The sequence below is a fragment of the uncultured Methanospirillum sp. genome (assembly GCF_963668415.2).
Lineage (GTDB): Archaea > Halobacteriota > Methanomicrobia > Methanomicrobiales > Methanospirillaceae > Methanospirillum.
On record NZ_CAXXDL010000001.1, the window covers coordinates 2654445 to 2675915 of the forward strand.

Sequence of the window (21471 nt, forward strand, 5' to 3'; positions counted from 1 at the left end):
TTTCTCAGCCTCATATCGTGCTGGCCACTGCGGATCATATTCAGAGAGAATGATCGAAAACAGCCGTCCTAACTCTTCAGGACCTAAATCATCCATCTATTTTTACCAATTACATATCTCCACACATGTCCATAATCAGATGAACGAAGATTCGAAAACAATTCCCTTTAGGTCAAAAAATTCTGATGAAAAAAAGAGTATTCCCCTATCCTGGAATCAGGATGAGGAACTGGTATCATTCTATGTACAGTCTGTACAGTTTTTACAGTACTCTATCTTGTACGGCTGGGAAGGATCAACACCCGGATTATCTGCAAGATAGTTCCCGAGTTTCTGAATCCCAAGGTCGGTAGAGTGCTTCTGACCTGCAGAGATGATAAAATCCTTGCAGTAAGATTCGTTATTGCACTTGTCAGCGCCATGAACCCCGACATACCACTCAGAGTTATTCAGTTCGAGGCCACAGTCACAGACTGCATACGGGGATGCCGGCCTGTCGGTGTTGATGTCTGCATTGATATCCTTCGGGAGAACAGTGCATGGTGCATTCCAGCAGTCTGCAAAGATACCGTCTCCACTTGCATTCGAGCAGGATTTCATGTACACATCGCCCTCATAATCTGATGGCGTGTTGTTCGGGTCGATCTCATTACCCTCAACCGGTGCTGAATGGGCAAAGGAGAACGTAGAAGTGACCTGTCCTACTGAATACCCCGCCTGGATCATCCATTCGCCGTCATCGTTCATGTAGATGCCAACCGGCTCCCACGTATCACAAGCCCCTCCGATAGAACTCCCGTTCTCAACAGAGCATGAGCACCTCATTAGTGTTGGGTCATTCTTATCTGGAACACAGATCGCGGTATCGCAGATTGCATACGGCTGATTACAGACATATCCCATCTGCATCTGGTTGTTCTTCTCCATCTCCGTGGTAGCACTCAGGTTCTTAGCACTTACGGCAACCGACTTGACACTGCTCGTCTTGTTTGCAGTTGTTTCAGCAAATGAAGCCGAAATGATGCATGCTACAATGAGCAGTCCGATAATAAAATAGAATTTTTTTCCCACATTCATCACCCAGAAACTGGATAGTAATCCTGTGGAATGGTTGCATTAATATGTATCGATTTTAGAATCCCGACGTCGGTGATCAGGCGCAGAATCTTCCAACTATCAGAAAATACTTGAATTATTCAAAATTTAAGATGCCTAATAAAAATGATATATCTATTGAGATTTCCGACCGCTAACCTTTTGGTGGCGTTCCTGTTCTTCAGGCATCCACATGCCAATATCCCGATCTCTTCGAGCGGTACGTGCACCAAGTTCGTCGTTAAACTGTGGTGTTGTCTGCCTAGGACGTATGATTGTAGGTTTGTATCCGGCTTCCTGATCTGATGATATACAGGAGAATAATTCCATTGATAATCAAACCGCCGAGGATGAGAATCAGTGAGTTCTCCAGTGGAACATGGAGGTACTGATTGATAACCGGATCAGCAATGAACGCAGTAGTTGACATATCCATCACCTTCATTGTTGCTCTGTTTTATGACACGATAATGGTTAGTATCAAGAAAGGCAACCATGCTAAAAGGTACTGATTATCAGGTCCCATCTGCGAATGCCTTCAGTGCCTTGATGATCGCCCATCTGCCCCTGCCGAGATCCTCCATCAGCCTCTCGACAATCTCACCTTTCTTCAGACCCTGACGTTTGAGTTCCTCATACCTGAACAGGAGATCAGATCGTGATTCTGCCGTCCACCGCTCTCTCTGCCGCTTAGGTGCTGAACACTCCGGAACACGTTGCTCAATCTGGAGAAACCCCGGGTTCAGGCTCATGATATCAGGAGTTCTCACTGAGTAGATCGCTGGTGAAATCTCAAATCCGATAGCCTTCCTGTTCAGCCCGATCGCTGCACGTGCTGTGGATCCCCCTCCAAGGAAGAGGTCACATACCAGATCCCCTTCATTGCTCGAGTACAGGATCATCTTTGTCAGGAGCTGCATAGGGAGTTCGTTCTTGTTCTTCACCTGACCCGGTTTGTACTCCCTGTTGATCACCCATACATCCTCCCTATCCTGATAGTTCAGCGAACCATTATCCTCGGACTTCTCCTCTGCCCCGAATCTTGACTCAAGATTGAATGTCCGCCTTCCTCCCGGTTTTTCGTAAAAGAGGATGTGATAATGGGATGAGATGAACTTGCGGCTTGTCCAGACCCCGAAGTTGTACTTCCAGATGATATGGTTGATCTCAACAAGCGAGGTCTGCCTGAGAGCGTGGATGATATGATAGAGGTTCGAATACCCGGAAACGATGTACATCGAGCCGCCGGGCTTTAAGATCCGTTCAGCCTCGCATATCCAGTCGATTGAGAACCGGCCATACTCCTCTTCGGGAATTTCAATATACCCGTCGACAACACAACTCTCATCCCGGTTGTAGTGCTTGTGAAGAGTATCACCTCTGATGCCATACGGGGGATCGGTGATGATCAGATCCACAGAGTTCTCTGTAAGATAACTTCTGGCTCCGGTAATACAGGATTCGTTGTATAGTGTGCAGTCTGTCATATCGGTATGGGTATGTGATCGCTATCCACACCATTTTTAGTCTGAACTATTTCAACAGGATGATCCATCCCGCACCTCACCTGTCTCATATCAGCCTGGCAAGGGTTAAGAAAAGGTTTCTTATCACGTGATTGCGGCTGATCAGAGGATCAGAAGAAGCCCCTTAACAGGAGATGTAAAACATACTAGACATGCAGATAAAAACCACTGCACCAATGGGCGCTGCATTCCTGCAGAGCCTTCAGATTACTGCGTTTACAATCCATGTGGTTGTTCCGGCCTTGATCTTACTTGCAGGAGCGGTTGCGTACCATGCCGGCTGGATCGTCTAAACGCCCTCCTCCTTTTTCACAGACGAAAAGAAAAAAAGTTCTATTCTGATGCCGGTGCCGGCTCCTGCACAACAGCAGGTTCTGGTCCGGTATAGGTATCACCCTGCTGCTTCTCCTGCGGAGCAAGATACTCAGGCACAAGATGCAGACAGTCCTTTGGGCAGTATTCTGCACATCCTCCACAGACGATACACTTGAACCGGTCGATATGCCAGGTCCGTTCTGCCTTTGTCACCACAATAGCATCAGCTGGACAGTGCATACTGCACAGCCCGCAGTAGATACACTTCTCGATCTCGATGACCAGGTGTCCCCGGGTTAGTGGAGTCTTCTTAGCAGGCACTGCCGGGTACCGCCGTGTGTCAGGCCCCTTTAAAAGGGACTGTACAATCATCTTGGTAATTGTGAAGACACCCATATTACCGCTCCATGCATCCGATACAGGGATCAATCGAGAGAACAATCACTGGGACGTCTGCCATCTGGCAACCGGCAAGAGTCTTAACAAGTGCTGGTATGTTGGCCATGGTTGGGGTCCGCACCCGATGCCTGAGCAGGTTCTTCTTCCCGCCACCTTTCACAAAGTGGAGAACCTCTCCTCTCGGCTGCTCGACACGTGAGAAGTATTCACCGTCAGGGTTACCTTTCACCTTAACCTCGATCTCCCCTTCAGGAATGGAGTCGATCGCCTGCCTGATCAGATCGATGGAGACAGACATCTCCTCAGCCCTGACAAGGCATCTGGCGTAACAGTCTCCTGCGTCGTGAACAACCGGCTTGAAGTCCAGATGTTCGTATGCCCCGTACCCGAGCATCCGCATATCTTTTCTGACACCAGATCCACGAAGCATCGGCCCTACTGCTCCAAGATCCCATGCATCATCTTTAGAGAGATTACCGACTCCGATCGTTCTGCTCTTGATCGTCGGCTCATCTGCAAAGACAGCGACAAGGTCATCGACCTCTGTCTGGAGAGTCTTTAGCCCTTCTTTCATCTGTGCGAGTTGTGGTGTAGCGATATCCTTTCTCACACCACCGACCTTACAGCTTCCCTGGATAACCCTTCCACCGGTCGTCTCCTCGAGTACATCAAGCACGCTCTCCCTGATCCTCCATGACTGCATGAAGAGGTTCTCAAATCCCATGCTGTCAGCAAAGCATCCGAGCCAGAGAAGGTGGCTATGCAGACGTGAGTACTCTGACCAGATGGTCCGCAGGTACTCTGCACGGGCAGGCACCTCAATCTCCATGAGTGCCTCAATGCCCTGACTGTACCCTACACTGTGAATGAAACTGCAGATACCACAGATCCGCTCTGCAATGAAGATGTAGTCCTTGTAGTCACGTTTTTCTACGAGTTTCTCAAGACCCCGGTGCACATACCCGATCCGGGGGATGGCCTCAACAACCTTCTCATCCTCAAGCACCAGATCGAGATGGACCGGTTCAGGAAGAACCGGATGCTGGGGTCCGAATGGGACAACAACCTGTCTGCTCATGAAGTACCCTCCTTTTTAGTGACAGTTGGTTTTCCGAACGGATACGGAACCGAAGTCGTGATGAATGTTCCTTTGAAGTCGAGGAGATTTCCTTCGATCTTCAGCCCGTAGAGATCTGCAATCTCGTTCTCATACCCGAATGCCGCAAAGTATATCCTGGTGATACTGCCGATTGGTGAGTTTCCATCAGTCACAAATTTGAGGTCTGTGAAGGTAAATGGTCTCCCGCTTGCCTCATGCTCAAACGAGTAATGAAGTTCGAAATCTTCTCCGATCCGGGCGCAGCATATCTGAACCAGACGGGAACCCAGATCCTTCTGCTTCTGAACTTCTGATGACAGTGTCTGAAGCGTTACCTCAATCGTCTCCTGCTCTTCCTTTCTCATGCTCCAGCCTCCGCCCGGCTCATATCAGCCCGTTTCTGTTCAAGAATTCCAAGAGCCTTGACAATTCCATCGATGATCTGTTCTGGTCTGGCAGCACATCCCGGGACCCAGACATCGACAGGAAGAATCTCTCCGACTCCGCCTGCGACGTTATAGCACTCCCTGAAGACCCCGCCTGTGCAGGCACAGATTCCAACACCGACAACAACCTTTGGGTTTGGCATCTGGTCATACAGGTTTTGGATCACTGATCTGTTCTGCTCGTTTACTCCGCCGGTGATAACAAGGATGTCTGCATGCTTCGGATTTCCCGTGTTGATGATCCCAAACCGCTCAACATCATACCGAGGGGTCAGGCAGGCAAGGATCTCGATATCGCACCCATTACAGCTGGAGGCATCGTAATGGAGTATCCAGGGTGATTTTGATAAATATGCCATATTATTTCTCCATCAGATCAGTGAAAGGGCGATGATGTTTCCTCCTCCTAGTATCAGGGTGATAAGCCAGGCACCCTTGAGTGCAGGGAGCCACTTGACACGTGACGTACTGTTGTCTGCAAGCATCTCAAGCAGGTATACAACAATGACTGCCAGAATACCCAGCACCGGGTTTCCTACAAAGAACAGGTAGATGATCCCGAGAAGAATGATTGTCTCGTACAGATGGGCAAGTTCTACCATTCCGAGTGTCGAACCTGAAAACTCGGTCATCACACCTTTGACCAGTTCCTGGTGTGCATGATGGGAAGTGGAGAGGTCAAATGGTGACTTTCTGAGTTTGAAGGTCAGGATACAGACCATTGAGATGAAGATTCCTGGCAGAAGAATGACTGGCAGGCCTGAGTAACTCATGATGTCGCTTGCTGCAAAACTTCCTGTCACCTTGTAGAATCCGACCGCAGTGAGGATGATCACAGGTTCGACTGCAATCAGCTGGATGAGTTCTCTTCCTGCACCAATATGGGCATACGGAGAGCGTGTGCTGTACGCGGCAAGGACGAGGAAGACCTCTGAAAGTGTCAGGGCAAATATCGCAAGCAGCAGGTCCCCGCCACCGAAGAATATCAGTCCGGTGACTACCATGAAGGCCAGATGCAAAAATATCAGCACTGCCGGAGCCTGCCATACTCCCACCTTCTCTTTTTCAAACAACTTGGCGATGTCAAGGAACGGCTGGAGAACAGGCGGTCCTACTCTACCCTGCATTCGTGCCGTGATGATCCGGTCAACTCCTGTGACCAGAACTCCTATCACCGGGGCGAGTATGAGAAATGCAACTGCTGTCAGGATGGTATTCATAATACACCTCCGATGAGTCCCAGTACAAGGACGCAGAAGAGGACGATGGTGATCAGTGACCCGTACTTTGAGAGCCCGGCTTCAGGGAAGAGATCCTCAAGATACAGGTTTGAGAGTGATATCTCACGCTTCATACCGATGCTGCCCTCCATGAGCCCGTCCTTGACCGTAACACCTCCCATGTACCGCCTGAGGTTTCTCCTTGGAATGAGGATCTTCATCATCAACACCGGGAGCACGACGATGAGTGCAAGCATCAGGACCATTATCATCAGATTTGATGCTGGGATCAACTCTGATATCGGTCCGTATGTCGTTACAAGGAATGGTTCTATAAAGTATGTTGAGATTGGTGCAATCCCAAAACAGGCAATGATTGTCAGGGCTGTCAGTGGGATGAGGGCTGCCCATTCGGCCTTTGAGATCTGGAATTCGATAGACTCTTCCCACTTTCTGACCTCAAGCAGTTTGCCCATCCACTTTGCCCAGAAGAAGACCGTTACCGCACTACCGTAGGCAAGAATCACGATAAGGATCATCCCGAATGGTGGGAGTGCCTGCGAAAAGGCATGTATCGATGCCCACTTGGATATGAGCATTCCGAACGGGGCAAGGAACATACCTGCTATACCGATCAGCATCATGAGCCCGACCTTCGGCATCGGTGCTGCAAGACCGGTCATATCCTCGATATCCCGGCTTCCTATCCGATGCTCGACTGTTCCTACCGAGAGGAAGAGGAGCGATTTGGAGATGGCATGGAATATGATCAGGAATATTGCTGCCCAGAGGGCTTCCGGAGTCCCAACTCCAGCACAGGCCACAATCAGTCCGAGATTTGCTATTGTCGAGTAGGCAAGCACCTTCTTGGCGTTGCTCTGTGATATCGCGATACAGGATGTGACCAGGAACGTGACCCCTCCGATGAGGGCGATGACCATTCCGAGAACCTGGCCGTCAAAAACCGGTGCAAACCTTGCTATTGCATATACTCCGGCTTTTACCATCGTGCTCGAGTGAAGCAGGGCAGAGACCGGAGTTGGTGCAACCATTGCACCGACAAGCCACGATGAGAATGGAAGCTGTGCAGATTTAGCGCAGCCGGCAATTGCAATTAATGAGGCAGGCACCAAGGCTATTGCTGGTCCTGCTGCGATAAGGCTGCCTATCCCGAGGTGCTCAGATCCCCCGTGCATAAGGATGAAGAGGATTGCTACCGGAAAACAAGCCCCTCCGATCAGGTTGTAGAGGAGTGCCCGGAATGCGTTGTTGACAGCCTCACCGGTCTCTGGGTACCTGATGAGCAGGTATGAACAGAGTGTCGTAATCTCCCAGAAAAAGTACATCCAGATGAGGTTGTTGGAGAAGACAACTCCGAACATCGCAGAGAGGAAGAGGAAGAGTATTGCAAAGAACCTGGGTCTCTTATCTGGGAGATCCTTGTGGTGTTCCTGGTATTCACGCATGTATCCGAGTGCGTAAATGCAGATGAGCCCTCCGATGACTCCGATGATTACCGCCATGATGGCAGAGAACTCATCGGTAAGGAGGTCAGGTACCTTTGCATGCCCTTCAAGACCGAGGTATTCTGCCCCGCCGATAAGCAGCAGCTGGAGGAGCACAAAACCGGTCACCAGATACTGCTTTGCCTTCACACTTACCATCACCAGGTATCCTGCAATCAGAATCTCAAGGATCAGCATTACAAGTGCAATGCCTGGCATAGGTACAGTGAAGAATAATTGGTTCTGTCCGACCGAGAACGCAAGAAGCAGGATGGATCCAAGGGCACAGATCCCTGCTCCTGCTGTCACCACTACTCCCCGGAGATTCTCATTGCGAAGTACCGTGAGAATCAATGCGGGAATGAGCGGAAACAGGATCAGAAAGAGAAGCAGTTCCACATACAGTTCCACATACATCACTGTGATGAGATTCGCATCTATCATTATTAATCATTATTAACTTGTCCTGGCAGAACTGCACGTTATCACAGTGATCTGCCATGGTTTGCCGAATCAGATCACAGGAGTAATTGCATCTGAGATTCAAGATTGTAGTCATGGTATCTCATGATCAGCAGAATTATTTCCTGATTCTGCTCTCAATTTCTCTTGCCATCTTTATGGGTTCTCTTGATGGCACAATTGTGAACATAGCCATCCCCTCTATATCAGAATCCTTCTCTCTCTCAACCGCTGCAGTGAGTTGGGTCTCTACTATCTACCTGCTGGTCATGGCCGGTTGTGTACTCATATTTGGCAAAATATCAGACATCATCGGGTTCAAACGGATCTTCCTCACTGGTTTTGTTATCTTTACCCTTGGGTCATTCACCTGTGGAGTGCTGCCGGACCTTACCGGTTCATTCCTGACATTGGTTGGCTCCCGTGCGTTTCAGGGCCTCGGTGGTGCCATGCTCACCGCGATTGCTCCTGCGATGGTGAATGCGTACATCCCGATGGAGAAGAAAGGAAAGGCGATGGGATTTATCATGACGGTTGCAGCACTTGGAACTGCAATAGGTCCGACTGTCGGTGGTATCCTGACGCAGTATCTTTCATGGCACTGGATATTCTTCATCAATGTCCCGGTCGGGATCATTGCTGTGATCGTTGGGAAACGTTTTATCCCGGCTCTCGCCCCGTCTGCCCCCGATGGATCCTTTGATCGGACAGGTGCGGTTCTCATCTTTTCAGGTCTTGCTTTCCTGCTCTTCGGGATGTCTGAAGGTGATTCAATAGGTTGGACCTCTCCAATCATCGCAGGCTCCCTCGTTCTGGCCATCGTTCTCCTTGCCCTGTTTGTCAGAACAGAGTTACAGGTCAGATCCCCGCTCCTTGAGCTCCGGCTTTTTAAGGACAAAAACTTCTTCTGTCTCAATCTCATCATGGCACTGCTCTTCTTCGGGTTCTCCGGGATCAGTTATCTTCTCCCGTTTTACCTGAAGTATGTGGGCGAATACAACACTTCAACTTCAGGTCTGATCCTCACCTCGCTCTCGTTTGCGATGATGATAACCGGTCTGCTTGCAGGGTCCCTCTATACGAAGATTGGTGGCAGGCGGATTGCAATTGCTGGTGCGGTTCTTCTGCTTATCGGGTATTTCCTTATCCTGCAACTTAAGGTGAACACAACCCTCTGGTATGTTGTTCTCTGTCTGGCAATGATCGGCTTTGGTCTTGGATTTATGATGACTCCGATATCGAGCATGATCATGAGTTCGGTAGCAAAACAGTACCAGGGCATGGCCTCCTCACTCACAAGTCTTGAAAGGTTTGCACCGTTGACCATCGGTATTGCGGTGTTCAATGCGATATTTATCAAAGGTATGATCGCTATTGCGACCGAATACGGGGTGACGCGAAGTGCCCCTATATATGTCCAGCAGAAAGTCCTGACTGCAGGGTTCGATCTGACATTCTGTGTCACATTTATCTTTGGAGTTCTGGTCCTCATCCTGACCTTCCTTGTTCGGGAAAAGGTTCATCCTGATTATCTGGTAGAATCTGTAGATCCAAGATAGATCAGAATCCTTCTCCTTTCTCTCTCTCTCTCTCTCTCTCTTCTGTATACTCTTCTCCTGTATATTCCGTGAATGTCAATCTCCTGGTGATTGTGTCAGGCCCAGATTCCTCTACTCCTTCTGTCATCGTCACATTCTGTATCATCCTACTTCGTTTTGATTGAATTCGGCTGGGTGTGCTGACTCTTTCATCCTCGTGATGTCTGCCTCCTGACATCACTCATTACTGACTACTGCTTTCTCCCGATGTTTGGTTTGTCTCCAACATCTCTGATCTCCGCCCTGACTTTGGATCCAGTTCTAACGTATATCATCATGGAGTTTATTTTTAGCAATATTGGTAATTGATGGGCTGGGGTTTATGATGTATAGGGCGGTTTTATGCCGCTGGAACGCCAAAATACTAAGCCGTGAAGGCGAGGCTAGAAAGCGGGCACGTCATGCTTGGGCAGGACGGATTAACCCTGTATGAACAGAGCGGTTTTGGAAGGCCGCTGAAAGAGGGAGTCCGTCTCTCTCCTGTCGAGGCCCTGTACCTGGTATATCGTGGCCGGATCGAGGTACCCGGGTTTGACTTTGACTCGCTCCTTGTCCATTTCTCCGGCGATGTCCATGTTCTCAGGTCCTTCCTGGTATACCGGGATATACGGGAACGGGGATATGTCGTCCAGACAGGACCGCAGGATTTCAGGATATTTAAGCGTGGAGAAAAACCTGGTAAAGGCGAGTCACTATACATGCTTCGTGTCCTCTCTGAGCGTGATCTTATCGACTTTGCCGTTGTCAGGAAAGAGGTCCAGGCGACTGTGAACATGCGAAAACGTCATGTCCTTGCAGCGGTGGACGACGAGTTCGAACTCACTTACTACGAAGTAAAGATCCAGAAGCCCGCTCCCATCGAAGAGACAGAGCGGCCTGAACCTGTTAACGGTCTCCTCTCAAGTAGATCGGTGATAATTCCGGCAGCACCTGAATCAGCATATGATCATGCATTTTACGGCAAACGCTTCGATGATGAACGGATCGTCCTCTCAACTATAGAGTCGATATCCCTGATGGAACAGGGACTGGTCGCCGTGAAGCATGAGGGTCGGAATATTACCGCCAAAGAGTACCGCGATATGATTCGCGAGTTCGATACCGAGATGGAACCGAAACTCACTGTGTATCAGCATCTGCGATCCCTGAACTACATCCCTAAAACCGGGTATAAGTTCGGGCATCACTTCAGGGTATACCTGGGAAGAAAAGTCCACTCCGAGATGCTGGTCCAGGCCATTGAGCCCGACACCACACTTCCGATGAATATCATCTCACGTTCGGTCAGGATGGCACACAGCGTGAAAAAGAAGATGCTGTTCGGGTGCATACATGCTGAAGGCATCGCGTACGTAGAGTTTGCACGAATTAAACTCTGATTAATATCCGATGCCAGAATTCATCAAACTATAAAACTGGATACAATGGAATCAAGCATAAACCCATGGGCTTCTTCAGATCAATCTGTAGATATTGAACGGCTTTATACAGAGTTCGGAATTGAGCGGATGGATGCAGTCGTTGACGAGCTCCCTGAATTGCCATACTTCATGAAGAGGGGTATCGTCTTCGGTCACCGCGATTATGGCCGGATTACAAAAGCTATCGTAAATCATGATCCGTTTCATGTACTGACCGGGTTCATGCCCTCCGGTCATCCCCACCTCGGTCACCTGATGGTGATGAAAGAGGTGGTCTGGCATGTACAGCAGGGTGGAAACGGGTACATCTGTGTTGCAGACCGTGAGGCCCATGCGGTCAGGAATCTCACCTGGGAGCAGTGCCAAAAATACGGGGATGAATATCTCTCCTGCCTGTTTGCCCTCGGGTACGATGGTGAAACCTACCTACAGAGCCAGAACCGCGTCGTCCAGGATCTGGCCTTTGAGGCATCAACCAAGGTTAACTTCTCTGAAATGAGTGCGATCTACGGGTTTACTCCAGAGACTGACATAGGTCATGCCCTGAGTGTGCTCACCCAGGTATCGGATATCCTCTATCCGCAGGTTGATGATGAACCTGCCCCAACAGTTGTACCTGCCGGACTGGATCAGGATCCACATGTCAGACTCACGAGGGGCGTAGCACACAAACTTAGGATGTTCACGGTTGAGGACCGGGACACTCATATCAGCATCAGATCCAAGGAGGCTCCTGTCGAAGCCATGGATGCCGTACAGAAGGCGTTCAAAGGCTCAAAGCGGTATGAAGGGCACATTGATATTACCGGTGTTCCGCACGAGATCGTCTCAAAGACGGTCCGGGCGATTGAGCAGGCAAACGGCGGGTACGGGTTTGTGACCCCGTCTGCAACATATCACAGGTTTATGCCCGGGCTAACCGGTGGTAAGATGTCATCAAGTGTACCTGAAAGTATAATCGGGTTCTATGAGGATGACAAGGTTGTCAACAAGAAGATCATGTCTGCCCTTACCGGTGGACGGATGACCCTGCAGGAACAGAAAGAGCTCGGTGGAGAGGCAGATAAGTGTCCGGTCTACTTGCTGAACCTCTTCCACATGGTGACCGACGATGCTGAACTTGCAGAGGTTCACCGGCGGTGCAAGGCAGGAGAGTTGATGTGCGGACAATGTAAGAAGGACACTGCTGCACGGGTCCTAGCGTTTCTCGGCGAGTTCAGGGAGAAGATGGCAGCAGCATCAGATGTTCTTGCCAGTAGATCCTGATCTCATTGTGATCTCTCATAGATCACTTTTCCAACACGAGAGATGTGGGCTAACAGTTCCTGGTTTGTGACGCTCTGAACATGAATGATGTCTGTCTCATATGTCAGGTCAAGATCATCAATTCTGGTCATGAGTGATATTTTATCGTGTATTGTAAGATTGTCTCCGAATAGGGCTATGTCAATATCTGAACCTGGCCGGTTTGTGCCCATTGCCCGTGATCCAAATATAACTGCCTTTTCAAGATGAGAGCAGGAGGAGAGGATCTTTCTGATACATTCAGTTTGTTCTTCAGAAAGTCCTTGAATGCTAGTTTGAATCTGCAATCTGTTCCATCCTCTCTAAAAAAGCTTCAAACAACGGATGGTACTCCCCTGCAATCAGAGCAAGAGTTTCTTCCATTGTCTTTTCATCATAGGTATGGCTGGTAAGATTTCTGCTTGCAATCATACTGATCCAGGTATCACCATCCTTTATAAGCCCAAGAGAGAATGCTTTCCGTATCGCATCGCGTGAACCCATTACATCAGGATCTCCCTGGTACATGATGTAATCCTTCATCACTTTCCAGGCAAGTTCAAACGTGAATTCAAATGCTTTGATAAATCCCTGTTTTTCAATCGGTGTCAGAGGTCGGTTATAATATAGATCTACCGCCTCGGTCAGCATCTTCTCTGTCTTGCAGAATTTTACAAACCTTTGTTTATACCTGATATCATCGGGAGTGTTCATGCATACCACTATTCTTTCAATATTCGTTGTTATGAGAGTCTGACCCATTCAATAATAAGTGATCACCTTCAAAAGATACTTGGATTATTTATGAGCAGCCTGGGATACGCTCCCTTATTCTTCTTCGGCTCATTTTTTTCGTTTAGATAGGGGTCTGGTTCTTTCCGGGCCCCTGTAATAATCGATTACCAGTACTCAGGTTTTCAGGAGATTAACCCATGTATGATATAATAACTCACCAATCAAGGGTAGAGATAAGATCCTCTCCAATATCCCGGAGGGGAGTATGCAATTAGCACTGAATGAGAAACGACTGCTTCAAGAGTTAGATAAAATTGGGATTGCTAACACGGAAGAATTAGCTGAGTTTGTAAAAATTTTAGATAAGCCCGTAGAATCTATCATCCAGTATGGAAATTTGCTTTCCCAGAAAGGATTGGTAGTGGTTGATCGTAGAGTAAAAACCTCAATGATCCCAACTGCTGAAGGAGAACAATATTCAAATGAGGGGCTTCCCGAAGAACAACTATATGATCAGTTTCCAAATACTGGTCATATCCCGGTTTCAGAATTAAATTGTAATCCGTATGCTAAAATCGGCCTTGGGCAAATGAAAAAGCTCGGGTGGATTACAATTGAGAATGGTATTGCTGTTAGAACAGGTGTAAATGCATCATCCCCTGTTCGACCTTTCCTTAAAAAACCGGACGAAGCTCCACCAGAAGTGAAGAAAGAATTACTCCGCCGAGGCTTGGCAGCTGAAGAAGAATCAGTCCAGTACTCTATCAGTATCACGGATCAGGGCAGAAAACTTGCAGCATCAGGTCTGAACCTAATTGAAGAGACCGGAACGCTGACGAGCGATCAGATCAGTTCCGGAGCATGGCGTGATCTTACCCTTCGCAGGTATGATATCACCAAGAAGCCTCGTCCGGTCTGGCCTGGTAAGATCCACCCATACCAGCGGCTCATCAATGAGATGCGGAGGATCCTTCTTGACATGGGATTCACCGAACTCTACGGGTCAGTTGTCCAGGGAGCATTCTGGAACTTTGATGCCCTTTTCCAGCCCCAGGATCATCCGGCCAGAGAGATGCAGGACACGTTCCATCTCAAGGAACGTTCAGATCTTCCTGTTGGTTGGGAGAAGGTCAGGGACATTCACGAGCACGGGGGTGAAACCTCCTCATGTGGCTGGGGTGGCAGATGGGACCCTGAAAAAGCAAAGGCAACAGTCCTCAGGACCCATACGACATCACTCTCGATACAGCACCTTGCAACCCATCCGAATCCTCCTGAGAAAGCGTTCTGTATCGGCAGGGTATACCGGAGAGAGACGATCGATCCAACCCATCTCCCGGAGTTTGAACAACTTGAAGGGATCGTGATGGATGAGGATGTCAGTTTCCGCCACCTGCTTGGATACCTCAAAGAGTTCTACGGCAGGATGGGCTTTACAAATGTCAGGTTCAGACCTGCTTACTTCCCGTACACCGAACCGAGTGTAGAGCCCGAGGTCTGGATCGACGGGCTCGGCTGGGTTGAACTGGGAGGGGCGGGAATATTCAGGGAAGAGGTCACTGATCCGTGGGGAGTCACAAGCCCGGTTCTTGCATGGGGTCTGGGCGTCTCACGGGTTGCCATGCTCAGGATGGGCCTCTCTGATCTCCGTGAACTTTACCAGAGTGACATCGAGTGGGTCAGACGGACACCGGTCATGAACGGAGGTGACTACTGATGCCAGTTGTATCGCTCCCGTACAAGTACCTTGAGCGGCTCACCGGGACCGACCGGAAGACGATCATCGAGCGCCTCCCGATGATCGGCTGTGATATCGAGCGTGTTCTTGAAGAACAGGTCGATGTTGAGTTCTTCCCTGACCGGGTGGATCTCTACTCTACCGAGGGTGTAGCCAGGGCCATGCGGGGATTTCTGGGACTTGAATCAGGAGAAGAAAAGTACCAGGTAGTATCCCCGACAATCCAGTTCACTGTCGATGAGAACCTGAAAGATATCAGGCCATACCTTGGGTCAGCGGTAATTAGGAATATTACTCTTGATAACGAGGCAATTGTCAGCCTGATGGGAGTCCAGGAAGCCCTTCACTGGGTGGTCGGAAGGGGCCGCTCAAAGGTTGCCATCGGCATTCACGACCTTGACAAGATCACCCCGCCGTTCAGGTATTATGGTGCTCCTTTGAGTAAGGCATTTGTTCCTCTTGACTTCACAGAGGAGATGACCCTTGCAGAGATTATGGAGAAGCATCCGAAAGGCCGTGACTACGCTCACATTGTTACCGGCAAACCTGTCATGCCCCTGATAGAGGACGCAAACGGCAATGTCCTCTCATTCCCGCCGATCATCAACGGTGAACTGACCCGCGTGACAGAGAAGAGCAGAAACCTGCTCCTTGACGTTACCGGTACCGACGAACGGGCCGTTATGACTGCGGTGAAAGTGATCACCTCTGCACTCATCTCTGCAGGCGGGACTTGTGAAGCCGTGACGGTGAATGGTAAATCTTGTCCTGATCTCTCACCTGCGGTTCGTGAGGTTAGTGTTGTGGCCTGCAACAAGCTTATTGGTTGCTCACTCTCTGCAGAAGAGATGGCAGAGGTGCTCAGGAAGATGAGGTATGGTGCCGAGGCAGCAGGACCAGATAAGGTCCATGTAAACATCCCGTGCTACCGGGCTGACATCATGCACGATTGGGATGTCTTTGAGGATGTCGCGATCGGGTTCGGGTTTGACAACCTTGAGACTGCACTTCCGCGTGCACCCACCCTTGGATGTGAACACCCTATCATGCTCCGTGCAGGTCTGCTCCGTGAGATCTGCTGTGGACTCGGGTTCCAGGAGGTCATGCCATTCACCCTGTCCAGCGATGAGGTGATGTACACGAAGATGCAGCGTACTGCACATCCTGGTGTCCTTCGTGTTCTCCACCCGATCAGCGAGGATCAAACCCTGCTCAGAACTGATATCCTCCCGCTGCTCCTCGATCTGCTCAGGATCAACAAACGCAGGGAACTCCCACAGAAGATCTTCCATATCGGAGACGTGGTCAGGGATCTCAAGACCGGTCAGAAGATGGCACTCTCTTCTACCCATCCGGGTGCTGACTTCTCTGAAGCATATGCCACTGCAGATGCAGTCTGTCGTGAGATGGGGCTGACATACGAGGTGTCCGAGAGCTCTGACCCGGCATTCATTGACGGAAGACGTGCTGACATTGTGGTTGGTGGAAAGGTCATCGGCCTGTTCGGTGAGATTCATCCTGCAGTGCTCAGTGCTTTTGACATCGATCAGCCGGTCTCTGCTGTCGAGATCGATCTGACCCTGCTTCCCTGATCACATCTTTTTTGGGCCGGTCTGCCCAGGTTCGAAATGTTCAACCGCTCTCCCGACGTACCGGTGGTACCACCGAAGTCTTATGCAGAAACGATTGAACATCCTGGTATCAGGCAGGGTTCAGGGCGTCGGGTACCGTGGATTTGCACGCCTTGTTGCCAACCGGTACAGTGTGACCGGGTTTGCATCAAATGAACCTGACGGTCGCGTCTCCATTATAGCCGAAGGAGACGAACCGGCGCTTGATCAGTATGTAGCAGATCTCTATGCCAAAGATGAACCCCTGATCGAGGTTCACTCTGTTGATGTATCTGAACAGACATATACGGGTGAGTTCACCAGATTTGAGCCGCATTTTGGTGACTTTCAGAAAGAAATGTTTGTCAGATCAGAGCTTGCACTTGAGTATATGCGTGAGATGATCAAGTTGCAAAAACGCTCACTGAAGACCCAGATAGAGATGATAGAAGCACTCCGTGATATGAAGAAGGAGTCAAAGAAGCGGCGTGAAGTACTTGAGCGAATGATTGAAGCGATTCATTCGCAGGGATAATACTATGACAACACAGGATTCTCCGGCTGGACTTGACATCGGAAAGAAAGTTGATATCAGGGTTTTGGAGGCTGTTGCCAGGAAGGGAGATCTTTCCATCATCCTTTACTTCGAAGAGGACCTTGCAAAGAACTCCACGTATGCAGCAGATCTGAAAGAGTATGAAAAGTATCCAGATGATGAACGACCATTCATTGAGCTCGTCTCCTTTATGTCATTCCAGCGGAAGATGAGCCCATGCTTTGAGGATGCCCTCACAACGGTTCCACTTACGATCACCATTTGCTCAAATTCTGAAGAGTATAATAGCAACCCTGTAGTAAAGGGCATTCTTCCATTTCTGGATGAGATGGACCCCTCATAAAATTTTATATAATAAACTAAATGTTGCGATATATCAGCAGGATTACATCGATCTGAAAATCTGTCCTTTTACCAACTATCAGGGTACTTCATCCGCATCGGAAATTAAGGAACCAATATATCTGTACAGGGACTACAAAAAGAGTAATATGGCAGTGTCGAAATCACGGGGTATCGGGGATACGCATCAGCAGTTCAGATCTCTTCAGGCCATCGTCAATCATATCAGATCGCAGGAGATGTTTCTTCAGGTTCTTGATCGCGAGGATGCAATCCCTGATATGGCAAAACGCCTCTCCCGTGAGGCAATCACTGGGGAATTAAAATCAAACAAGCGCCTGTTTCTGGATTTTTTCTACAACATGATCGCTATGTCAGGCGAGACTGACCGGATCCAGGATGTCGAGTTTAAGTATGTCGTGATAGGTCAGGACCTGATGGAGGTTGATCGTTGCCTGCTCTGGTACGACGACCTCGAACTTCTGATGCCGTTTGAGATCGGGGAAAAATTTGGGAAAGTTGTTCTTGGTGAACAGATGGGCAACGTGGTCGATACCATCACAGACTTTTATAAAAAAGCTGAAGCAAGGTTTGACCGGGAGCTGGATGGAAACCTTGAACGGTGTTCGCTCCTTGTTCTTGAGGAGCATTATCCCCAGTCAGCCTTTCATATCACAGTCAGGCTTCCAGCAACAATCCTCAATGATTACCCGATCTCGCTCTGATCCGGGATTATCTGACTGCCTTTTTCTCTTCATCTGGGTATGATATGCCCCGCAGTTCCGTGATCTTTTTCATAACCTCGGTTGTGTAGAGTGAGATCCGCCTGAGGCGGTGGGTCTCTTCAGTTGATGAGAGGAATCTGATCTCACGGAGCCGGGAATCTGCCTCGTCAAGGAGTGTGTTCACTATACCTCCGCCAGCCCCTCCTCCTGCCGGTTCGGGCACAATCACTGAAGTGATAAACTGCAGACTGCCCTTGTCCATGAGCGGGATCATATCAATCCTTACCCTTCTGACAGCTTCATGGATCTGCAATGGTCCGTTCGTTGCAAATCCCTTTCCTTCCCTGAACCTATCTCTTCCTGAAGCCCAGATCCGTTTAAAAAGATCAGGTAGGTCTTGAATAGATTTGGGGTTTGAGTTCTGGTGATCATGCTTGAAGAAAGACCTGCATGCATTGTTCATGAAAATGACGGCACCAGATGTGGTAAAGAGCATCACCGGATGTGGGATCGACTGTATCGCAAGAATAGCGAGGCGGTAATCTCCTGCTTTGAGCGGCGGTGGTACCTGTCGTGTCTGCTCGGACTCCGATACTGGTTCTGGCTCTACTTCAGGTTCAGGAGGCTGATTTGAGCGCTGGGCGGTGGTGGTCTGGTATAATTTGTTTTTATGGGCCACCATCTCGATGTTGCTGTAGAGTTCCCGTTCTTTGAATGGCTTGATCAGGTACCCGAACGGCCCAGAATCCACTGCACGCTTGATGGTATCGTCATCTGAATGGGCTGTCAGGTAAATGATCGGGATCTTGTACTGCTGGTAGATCCTCTTTGCGGTCTCTATACCGTCCATGTCGCCCTGAATCCTGATATCCATCAGAATGATGTCAGGCTGCTTCTCCCTTGCAAGGTTTATCGCTTCAGCTCCATCAAACGCACTCCCGACTACCTCGTATCCGAGCTCCTTGAGTGTCTTTTCAAGGAGTACTGAAGTGACTGCCTCATCTTCAACAATGAGAATACGTCGTTTCATACATGCACCCGCTCTCCGGGATTTTCACTAAATTGTATTGTGATGGTCGTTCCCGGTCCTTTTGGTCGGTTGATCTCTCCTTTGAGCTGATGAGTGAGCCTGGAGACGAGTTCGGTCCCGAGTGATGTCCCGGTCGGACTCTTCCCCTCCGCAGGCATCCCACGCCCGTTATCTGATACTTCCATGCGATATATATGGTTCTGATGGGTGAATGTCACCCTGATCTCCCCATAACCCCCCGGTTCAAAGGCATATTTGACGGCATTGGTTATCAATTCATTCAGTATAAGTCCGCAGGGAATGCATCGTTCAATATCGAGAACAATGTTAGGATCGATCTCAGTGATGTACTTGATAGATGAGTTAGCACCCACATACTCCTGTTTCAGGTGATTGATCAGATTTCCTACGTACTCGTTGACGTTGATCTTCCCGATATCATGGGAACTGTAGAGAAGTTCATGGATCGAGGCCATCGAAAAAACCTGATTTCTGCAATCCTGTAGAATCTCACTTGTAACCGGGTCAGTAGTCCGCATACCCTGAAGTTTGAGAATTCCTGATATGATCTGCAGATTGTTCTTCACCCGGTGGTGAATCTCTTTTAACAGGAGTTCTTTCTCATGGAGCGATGAAATGATCTGTTCCTCATCTCGTATTCTGCTGGTTACATCGTTATATATCAGGAAGATCTCTCGTGCATTGCCCACATGAGTGTTCGAGAGATAAATCTCCCTCCATTTTTTTCCTGATGGTGTTTCTATCTGAATCCTTTCCAGGCTTTGAGGTGTTCCGGTCGTGACCAGGTTAATGAGGGCTGTGCTGAGTTCATCAGGGATTGCAGGGCCGAAGTAATCCTGAAATGTTTTACCAAGTAGTGTTTCCCTCTTCTTCTCCTCCAGGTTTTCAGCTGCTCTGTTCATCTCGATAAGGATAAACCTGCTATCACCATCGTGGTCGAGAAAGATTGCACAACCTGCATTCATATTTGAAAAAAGCATGTTCAGGCGGTTCTGACTCACTTTTACCTGGTCGTCAAGGACCTTCTGGCGGGTAACATCTATGATAAATCCTTCAAGTCCGATCACATCCCCGTTCTCATTTAAAACCCCTACTCCCTGCTCCCAGACCCATTTAAATTTCATCGTTTTGGTGAAGATTCGATACATTAATTTGAACTGTGCATGCCTGCCAACTGCCCGTCTGATAACATCCATAATCCGGGGACGATCATCTGGGTGAATAAGCGAGGTGTACGTGGGGTTCTGGTTCTGGACCAGATCAGTCGAGTGATAACCTGTAAGGAAGAGGCTTCCCTCACTCACATACTCCATTATCCGGTCATCGTCAAAGCTGCACTTGTACACCATACCTGGCAGGTTTTCGATTAAGGTGTTGACCATCCGTTCACTTTCGACAAGCGCGTCTTCAGCGATCTTGTCTGAAATATGACCTGCTATCTGCACCACTATTCCCTGAAGAAATCGCTGGAGAGGAGTAGACAATTCCTGGTCATCTTCAAACGAAGCGATGTGTATGAGACCGATCGGTTTGCCATGATGGGTGAGTGAGATGATAGCATCTGAATGTATTTTCTCGATCGTTTCAAGGATATGTGAAAACTCATGAATGGTCTTGCTATTCCTGAAGACTGAGTCGGTCCCTCTAAGTAATGATAAAAAGAGAGGGATCAGGTGCGCCTGTATCACATGATCCCTATACTCAGCAGAAAAACCCTCTGCCATTGCAAGCGAAAGGTGATCCTGCTCATCCATAAGGTAGATGGCTGCTGCATCAAGGTAAGAGGTAGTTATGGCTGCCTGAAGGCAATGACTGAGGATATCGTCGATATTCTTTGAGTTTGCACTGGCTATGGCGAGATCCCGCTGGGAACGCAGGTTTTTCTCTGCCCTGACAAGTTCAACTGACGTGTTGACCTTATGGGCAAGTTCGGTAAAGGAGACATGCGGGCTGTTATCTTTTTGGACATAAAAATTTGCCCCACTGTTCAGTGCTTCGACTGCAACTGATTCACGTTCTCTGACCGTAAAGAGCACAAATGGGATCTGTGGGTCTTTCTCTCTGATCCTACTAAGAAACTCAAGACCATCCATGCCAGGCATAGCATAATCTGAAATAATTGCATCATATCTCCGTGATTTCAGTTGTTTCAGTCCTTCTTCACCTGAATCAACAACATCAACAGAGAATCCGAACTTCTTCTCAAGGATCTGGCGCCCGAGGTCTAGGAGAACAGACTCGTCATCGACCAAAAGAACCTTTGTCATATCCATTCACCCGGCATGGTCCCTCTGTTGATCTCAACATGAGAGTGCATAATCGTTGGGATCTTTGTTAAGATCCG

The 21471-nt window shown here is 48.9% G+C and carries 22 protein-coding genes; 9 read left to right on the plus strand and 13 right to left on the minus strand.

Going from position 1 to position 21471, the window contains the following annotated elements; genetic code table 11:
* Positions 1–240: 240 nt before the first annotated feature.
* From ACHZA2_RS12555 to ACHZA2_RS12565, 3 genes are all read right to left on the minus strand, one after another.
* A complete protein-coding gene (locus ACHZA2_RS12555; protein WP_319579988.1) occupies positions 241–1071 on the minus strand; it encodes a hypothetical protein in 831 nt (276 codons plus the stop codon).
* A gap of 286 nt (positions 1072–1357) precedes the next feature.
* Positions 1358–1525, minus strand: coding sequence for a hypothetical protein (locus ACHZA2_RS12560; RefSeq protein WP_319538493.1), 168 nt, complete (start codon positions 1523–1525; stop codon positions 1358–1360).
* Between the two features lie 85 nt (positions 1526–1610).
* Positions 1611–2582, minus strand: a complete 972-nt coding sequence (locus ACHZA2_RS12565; RefSeq protein WP_319579989.1) for a DNA methyltransferase — start codon at positions 2580–2582, stop codon at positions 1611–1613.
* A 191-nt stretch (positions 2583–2773) separates the two neighbouring features.
* Here ACHZA2_RS12565 and ACHZA2_RS12570 point away from each other — a divergent pair, with 191 nt between their 5' ends.
* A complete protein-coding gene (locus tag ACHZA2_RS12570) occupies positions 2774–2914 on the plus strand; it encodes a hypothetical protein (RefSeq protein WP_319579990.1) in 141 nt (46 codons plus the stop codon).
* A gap of 40 nt (positions 2915–2954) precedes the next feature.
* Here the strand turns inward: ACHZA2_RS12570 and ACHZA2_RS12575 are convergent, their stop codons facing one another.
* From ACHZA2_RS12575 to ACHZA2_RS12600, 6 genes are read right to left on the minus strand one after another with little or no spacing between them, the layout of a single operon-like run.
* Positions 2955–3332 (minus strand): 4Fe-4S binding protein, encoded by a 378-nt coding sequence (locus ACHZA2_RS12575; protein ID WP_319579991.1) that lies wholly within the window; start codon positions 3330–3332, stop codon positions 2955–2957.
* Between the two features lies 1 nt (position 3333).
* The gene (locus ACHZA2_RS12580) at positions 3334–4413 is read right to left on the minus strand and encodes a nickel-dependent hydrogenase large subunit (RefSeq protein ID WP_319579992.1); all 1080 of its coding nucleotides are present in this window, start codon (positions 4411–4413) and stop codon (positions 3334–3336) included.
* Positions 4410–4799, minus strand: a complete 390-nt coding sequence (locus ACHZA2_RS12585) for an NADH-quinone oxidoreductase subunit C (protein WP_319579993.1) — start codon at positions 4797–4799, stop codon at positions 4410–4412. Before ACHZA2_RS12585 ends, ACHZA2_RS12580 begins: the two co-directional genes overlap by 4 nt.
* On the minus strand, positions 4796–5239 hold the full coding sequence (locus ACHZA2_RS12590) for an NADH-quinone oxidoreductase subunit B family protein (protein ID WP_319579994.1): 444 nt from the start codon (positions 5237–5239) through the stop codon (positions 4796–4798). The genes ACHZA2_RS12585 and ACHZA2_RS12590 overlap by 4 nt, the downstream gene beginning before the upstream one ends.
* Before the next feature lie 12 nt (positions 5240–5251).
* Positions 5252–6100: a complex I subunit 1 family protein gene (locus ACHZA2_RS12595; protein ID WP_319579995.1), complete on the minus strand. Its 849-nt coding sequence runs from the start codon at positions 6098–6100 to the stop codon at positions 5252–5254.
* A complete protein-coding gene (locus ACHZA2_RS12600; RefSeq protein ID WP_319579996.1) occupies positions 6097–8049 on the minus strand; it encodes a proton-conducting transporter membrane subunit in 1953 nt (650 codons plus the stop codon). Before ACHZA2_RS12600 ends, ACHZA2_RS12595 begins: the two co-directional genes overlap by 4 nt.
* 86 nt (positions 8050–8135) lie before the next feature.
* Between ACHZA2_RS12600 and ACHZA2_RS12605 the strand changes: the two genes are divergently transcribed.
* The 3 genes from ACHZA2_RS12605 to ACHZA2_RS12615 all read left to right on the plus strand — a co-directional run bounded on the left by ACHZA2_RS12605 (position 8136) and on the right by ACHZA2_RS12615 (position 12352).
* Positions 8136–9626: an MFS transporter gene (locus ACHZA2_RS12605; RefSeq protein ID WP_319579997.1), complete on the plus strand. Its 1491-nt coding sequence runs from the start codon at positions 8136–8138 to the stop codon at positions 9624–9626.
* A 410-nt stretch (positions 9627–10036) separates the two neighbouring features.
* Positions 10037–11044 (plus strand): tRNA-intron lyase, encoded by a 1008-nt coding sequence (gene endA / locus ACHZA2_RS12610; RefSeq protein WP_319538483.1) that lies wholly within the window; start codon positions 10037–10039, stop codon positions 11042–11044.
* A gap of 45 nt (positions 11045–11089) precedes the next feature.
* Complete coding sequence (locus tag ACHZA2_RS12615; protein ID WP_319579998.1) at positions 11090–12352, plus strand: tryptophan--tRNA ligase; 1263 nt, start codon at positions 11090–11092, stop codon at positions 12350–12352.
* A 2-nt stretch (positions 12353–12354) separates the two neighbouring features.
* Here ACHZA2_RS12615 and ACHZA2_RS12620 read toward each other — a convergent pair whose 3' ends face one another.
* Complete coding sequence (locus ACHZA2_RS12620; RefSeq protein ID WP_319579999.1) at positions 12355–12678, minus strand: nucleotidyltransferase domain-containing protein; 324 nt, start codon at positions 12676–12678, stop codon at positions 12355–12357.
* Entirely contained in the window at positions 12662–13084 is a 423-nt protein-coding gene (locus ACHZA2_RS12625; RefSeq protein WP_319580000.1) for a nucleotidyltransferase substrate binding protein, read from the minus strand. The genes ACHZA2_RS12620 and ACHZA2_RS12625 overlap by 17 nt, the downstream gene beginning before the upstream one ends.
* 286 nt (positions 13085–13370) lie before the next feature.
* Here ACHZA2_RS12625 and ACHZA2_RS12630 point away from each other — a divergent pair, with 286 nt between their 5' ends.
* From ACHZA2_RS12630 to ACHZA2_RS12650, 5 genes are all read left to right on the plus strand, one after another.
* Complete coding sequence (locus tag ACHZA2_RS12630) at positions 13371–14822, plus strand: phenylalanine--tRNA ligase subunit alpha (RefSeq protein WP_319580001.1); 1452 nt, start codon at positions 13371–13373, stop codon at positions 14820–14822.
* Positions 14822–16435 carry a phenylalanine--tRNA ligase subunit beta gene (pheT, locus tag ACHZA2_RS12635; RefSeq protein WP_319580002.1) on the plus strand — a complete coding sequence of 538 codons (1614 nt, stop codon included), beginning with the start codon at positions 14822–14824 and terminating at the stop codon, positions 16433–16435. The genes ACHZA2_RS12630 and pheT overlap by 1 nt, the downstream gene beginning before the upstream one ends.
* Positions 16436–16517: 82 nt before the next feature.
* On the plus strand, positions 16518–16988 hold the full coding sequence (locus ACHZA2_RS12640) for an acylphosphatase (RefSeq protein ID WP_319538477.1): 471 nt from the start codon (positions 16518–16520) through the stop codon (positions 16986–16988).
* Positions 16989–16992: 4 nt separating this feature from the next.
* Complete coding sequence (locus ACHZA2_RS12645; RefSeq protein ID WP_319580003.1) at positions 16993–17352, plus strand: hypothetical protein; 360 nt, start codon at positions 16993–16995, stop codon at positions 17350–17352.
* 148 nt (positions 17353–17500) lie between these two features.
* On the plus strand, positions 17501–18076 hold the full coding sequence (locus ACHZA2_RS12650) for a hypothetical protein (RefSeq protein WP_319580004.1): 576 nt from the start codon (positions 17501–17503) through the stop codon (positions 18074–18076).
* Between the two features lie 7 nt (positions 18077–18083).
* On the opposite strand, the gene ACHZA2_RS12655 is transcribed toward ACHZA2_RS12650, so the two are convergent.
* Complete coding sequence (locus tag ACHZA2_RS12655; protein WP_319580005.1) at positions 18084–19106, minus strand: response regulator; 1023 nt, start codon at positions 19104–19106, stop codon at positions 18084–18086.
* The gene (locus ACHZA2_RS12660; RefSeq protein WP_319580006.1) at positions 19103–21394 is read right to left on the minus strand and encodes a response regulator; all 2292 of its coding nucleotides are present in this window, start codon (positions 21392–21394) and stop codon (positions 19103–19105) included. Before ACHZA2_RS12660 ends, ACHZA2_RS12655 begins: the two co-directional genes overlap by 4 nt.
* Positions 21395–21471: the final 77 nt, after the last annotated feature.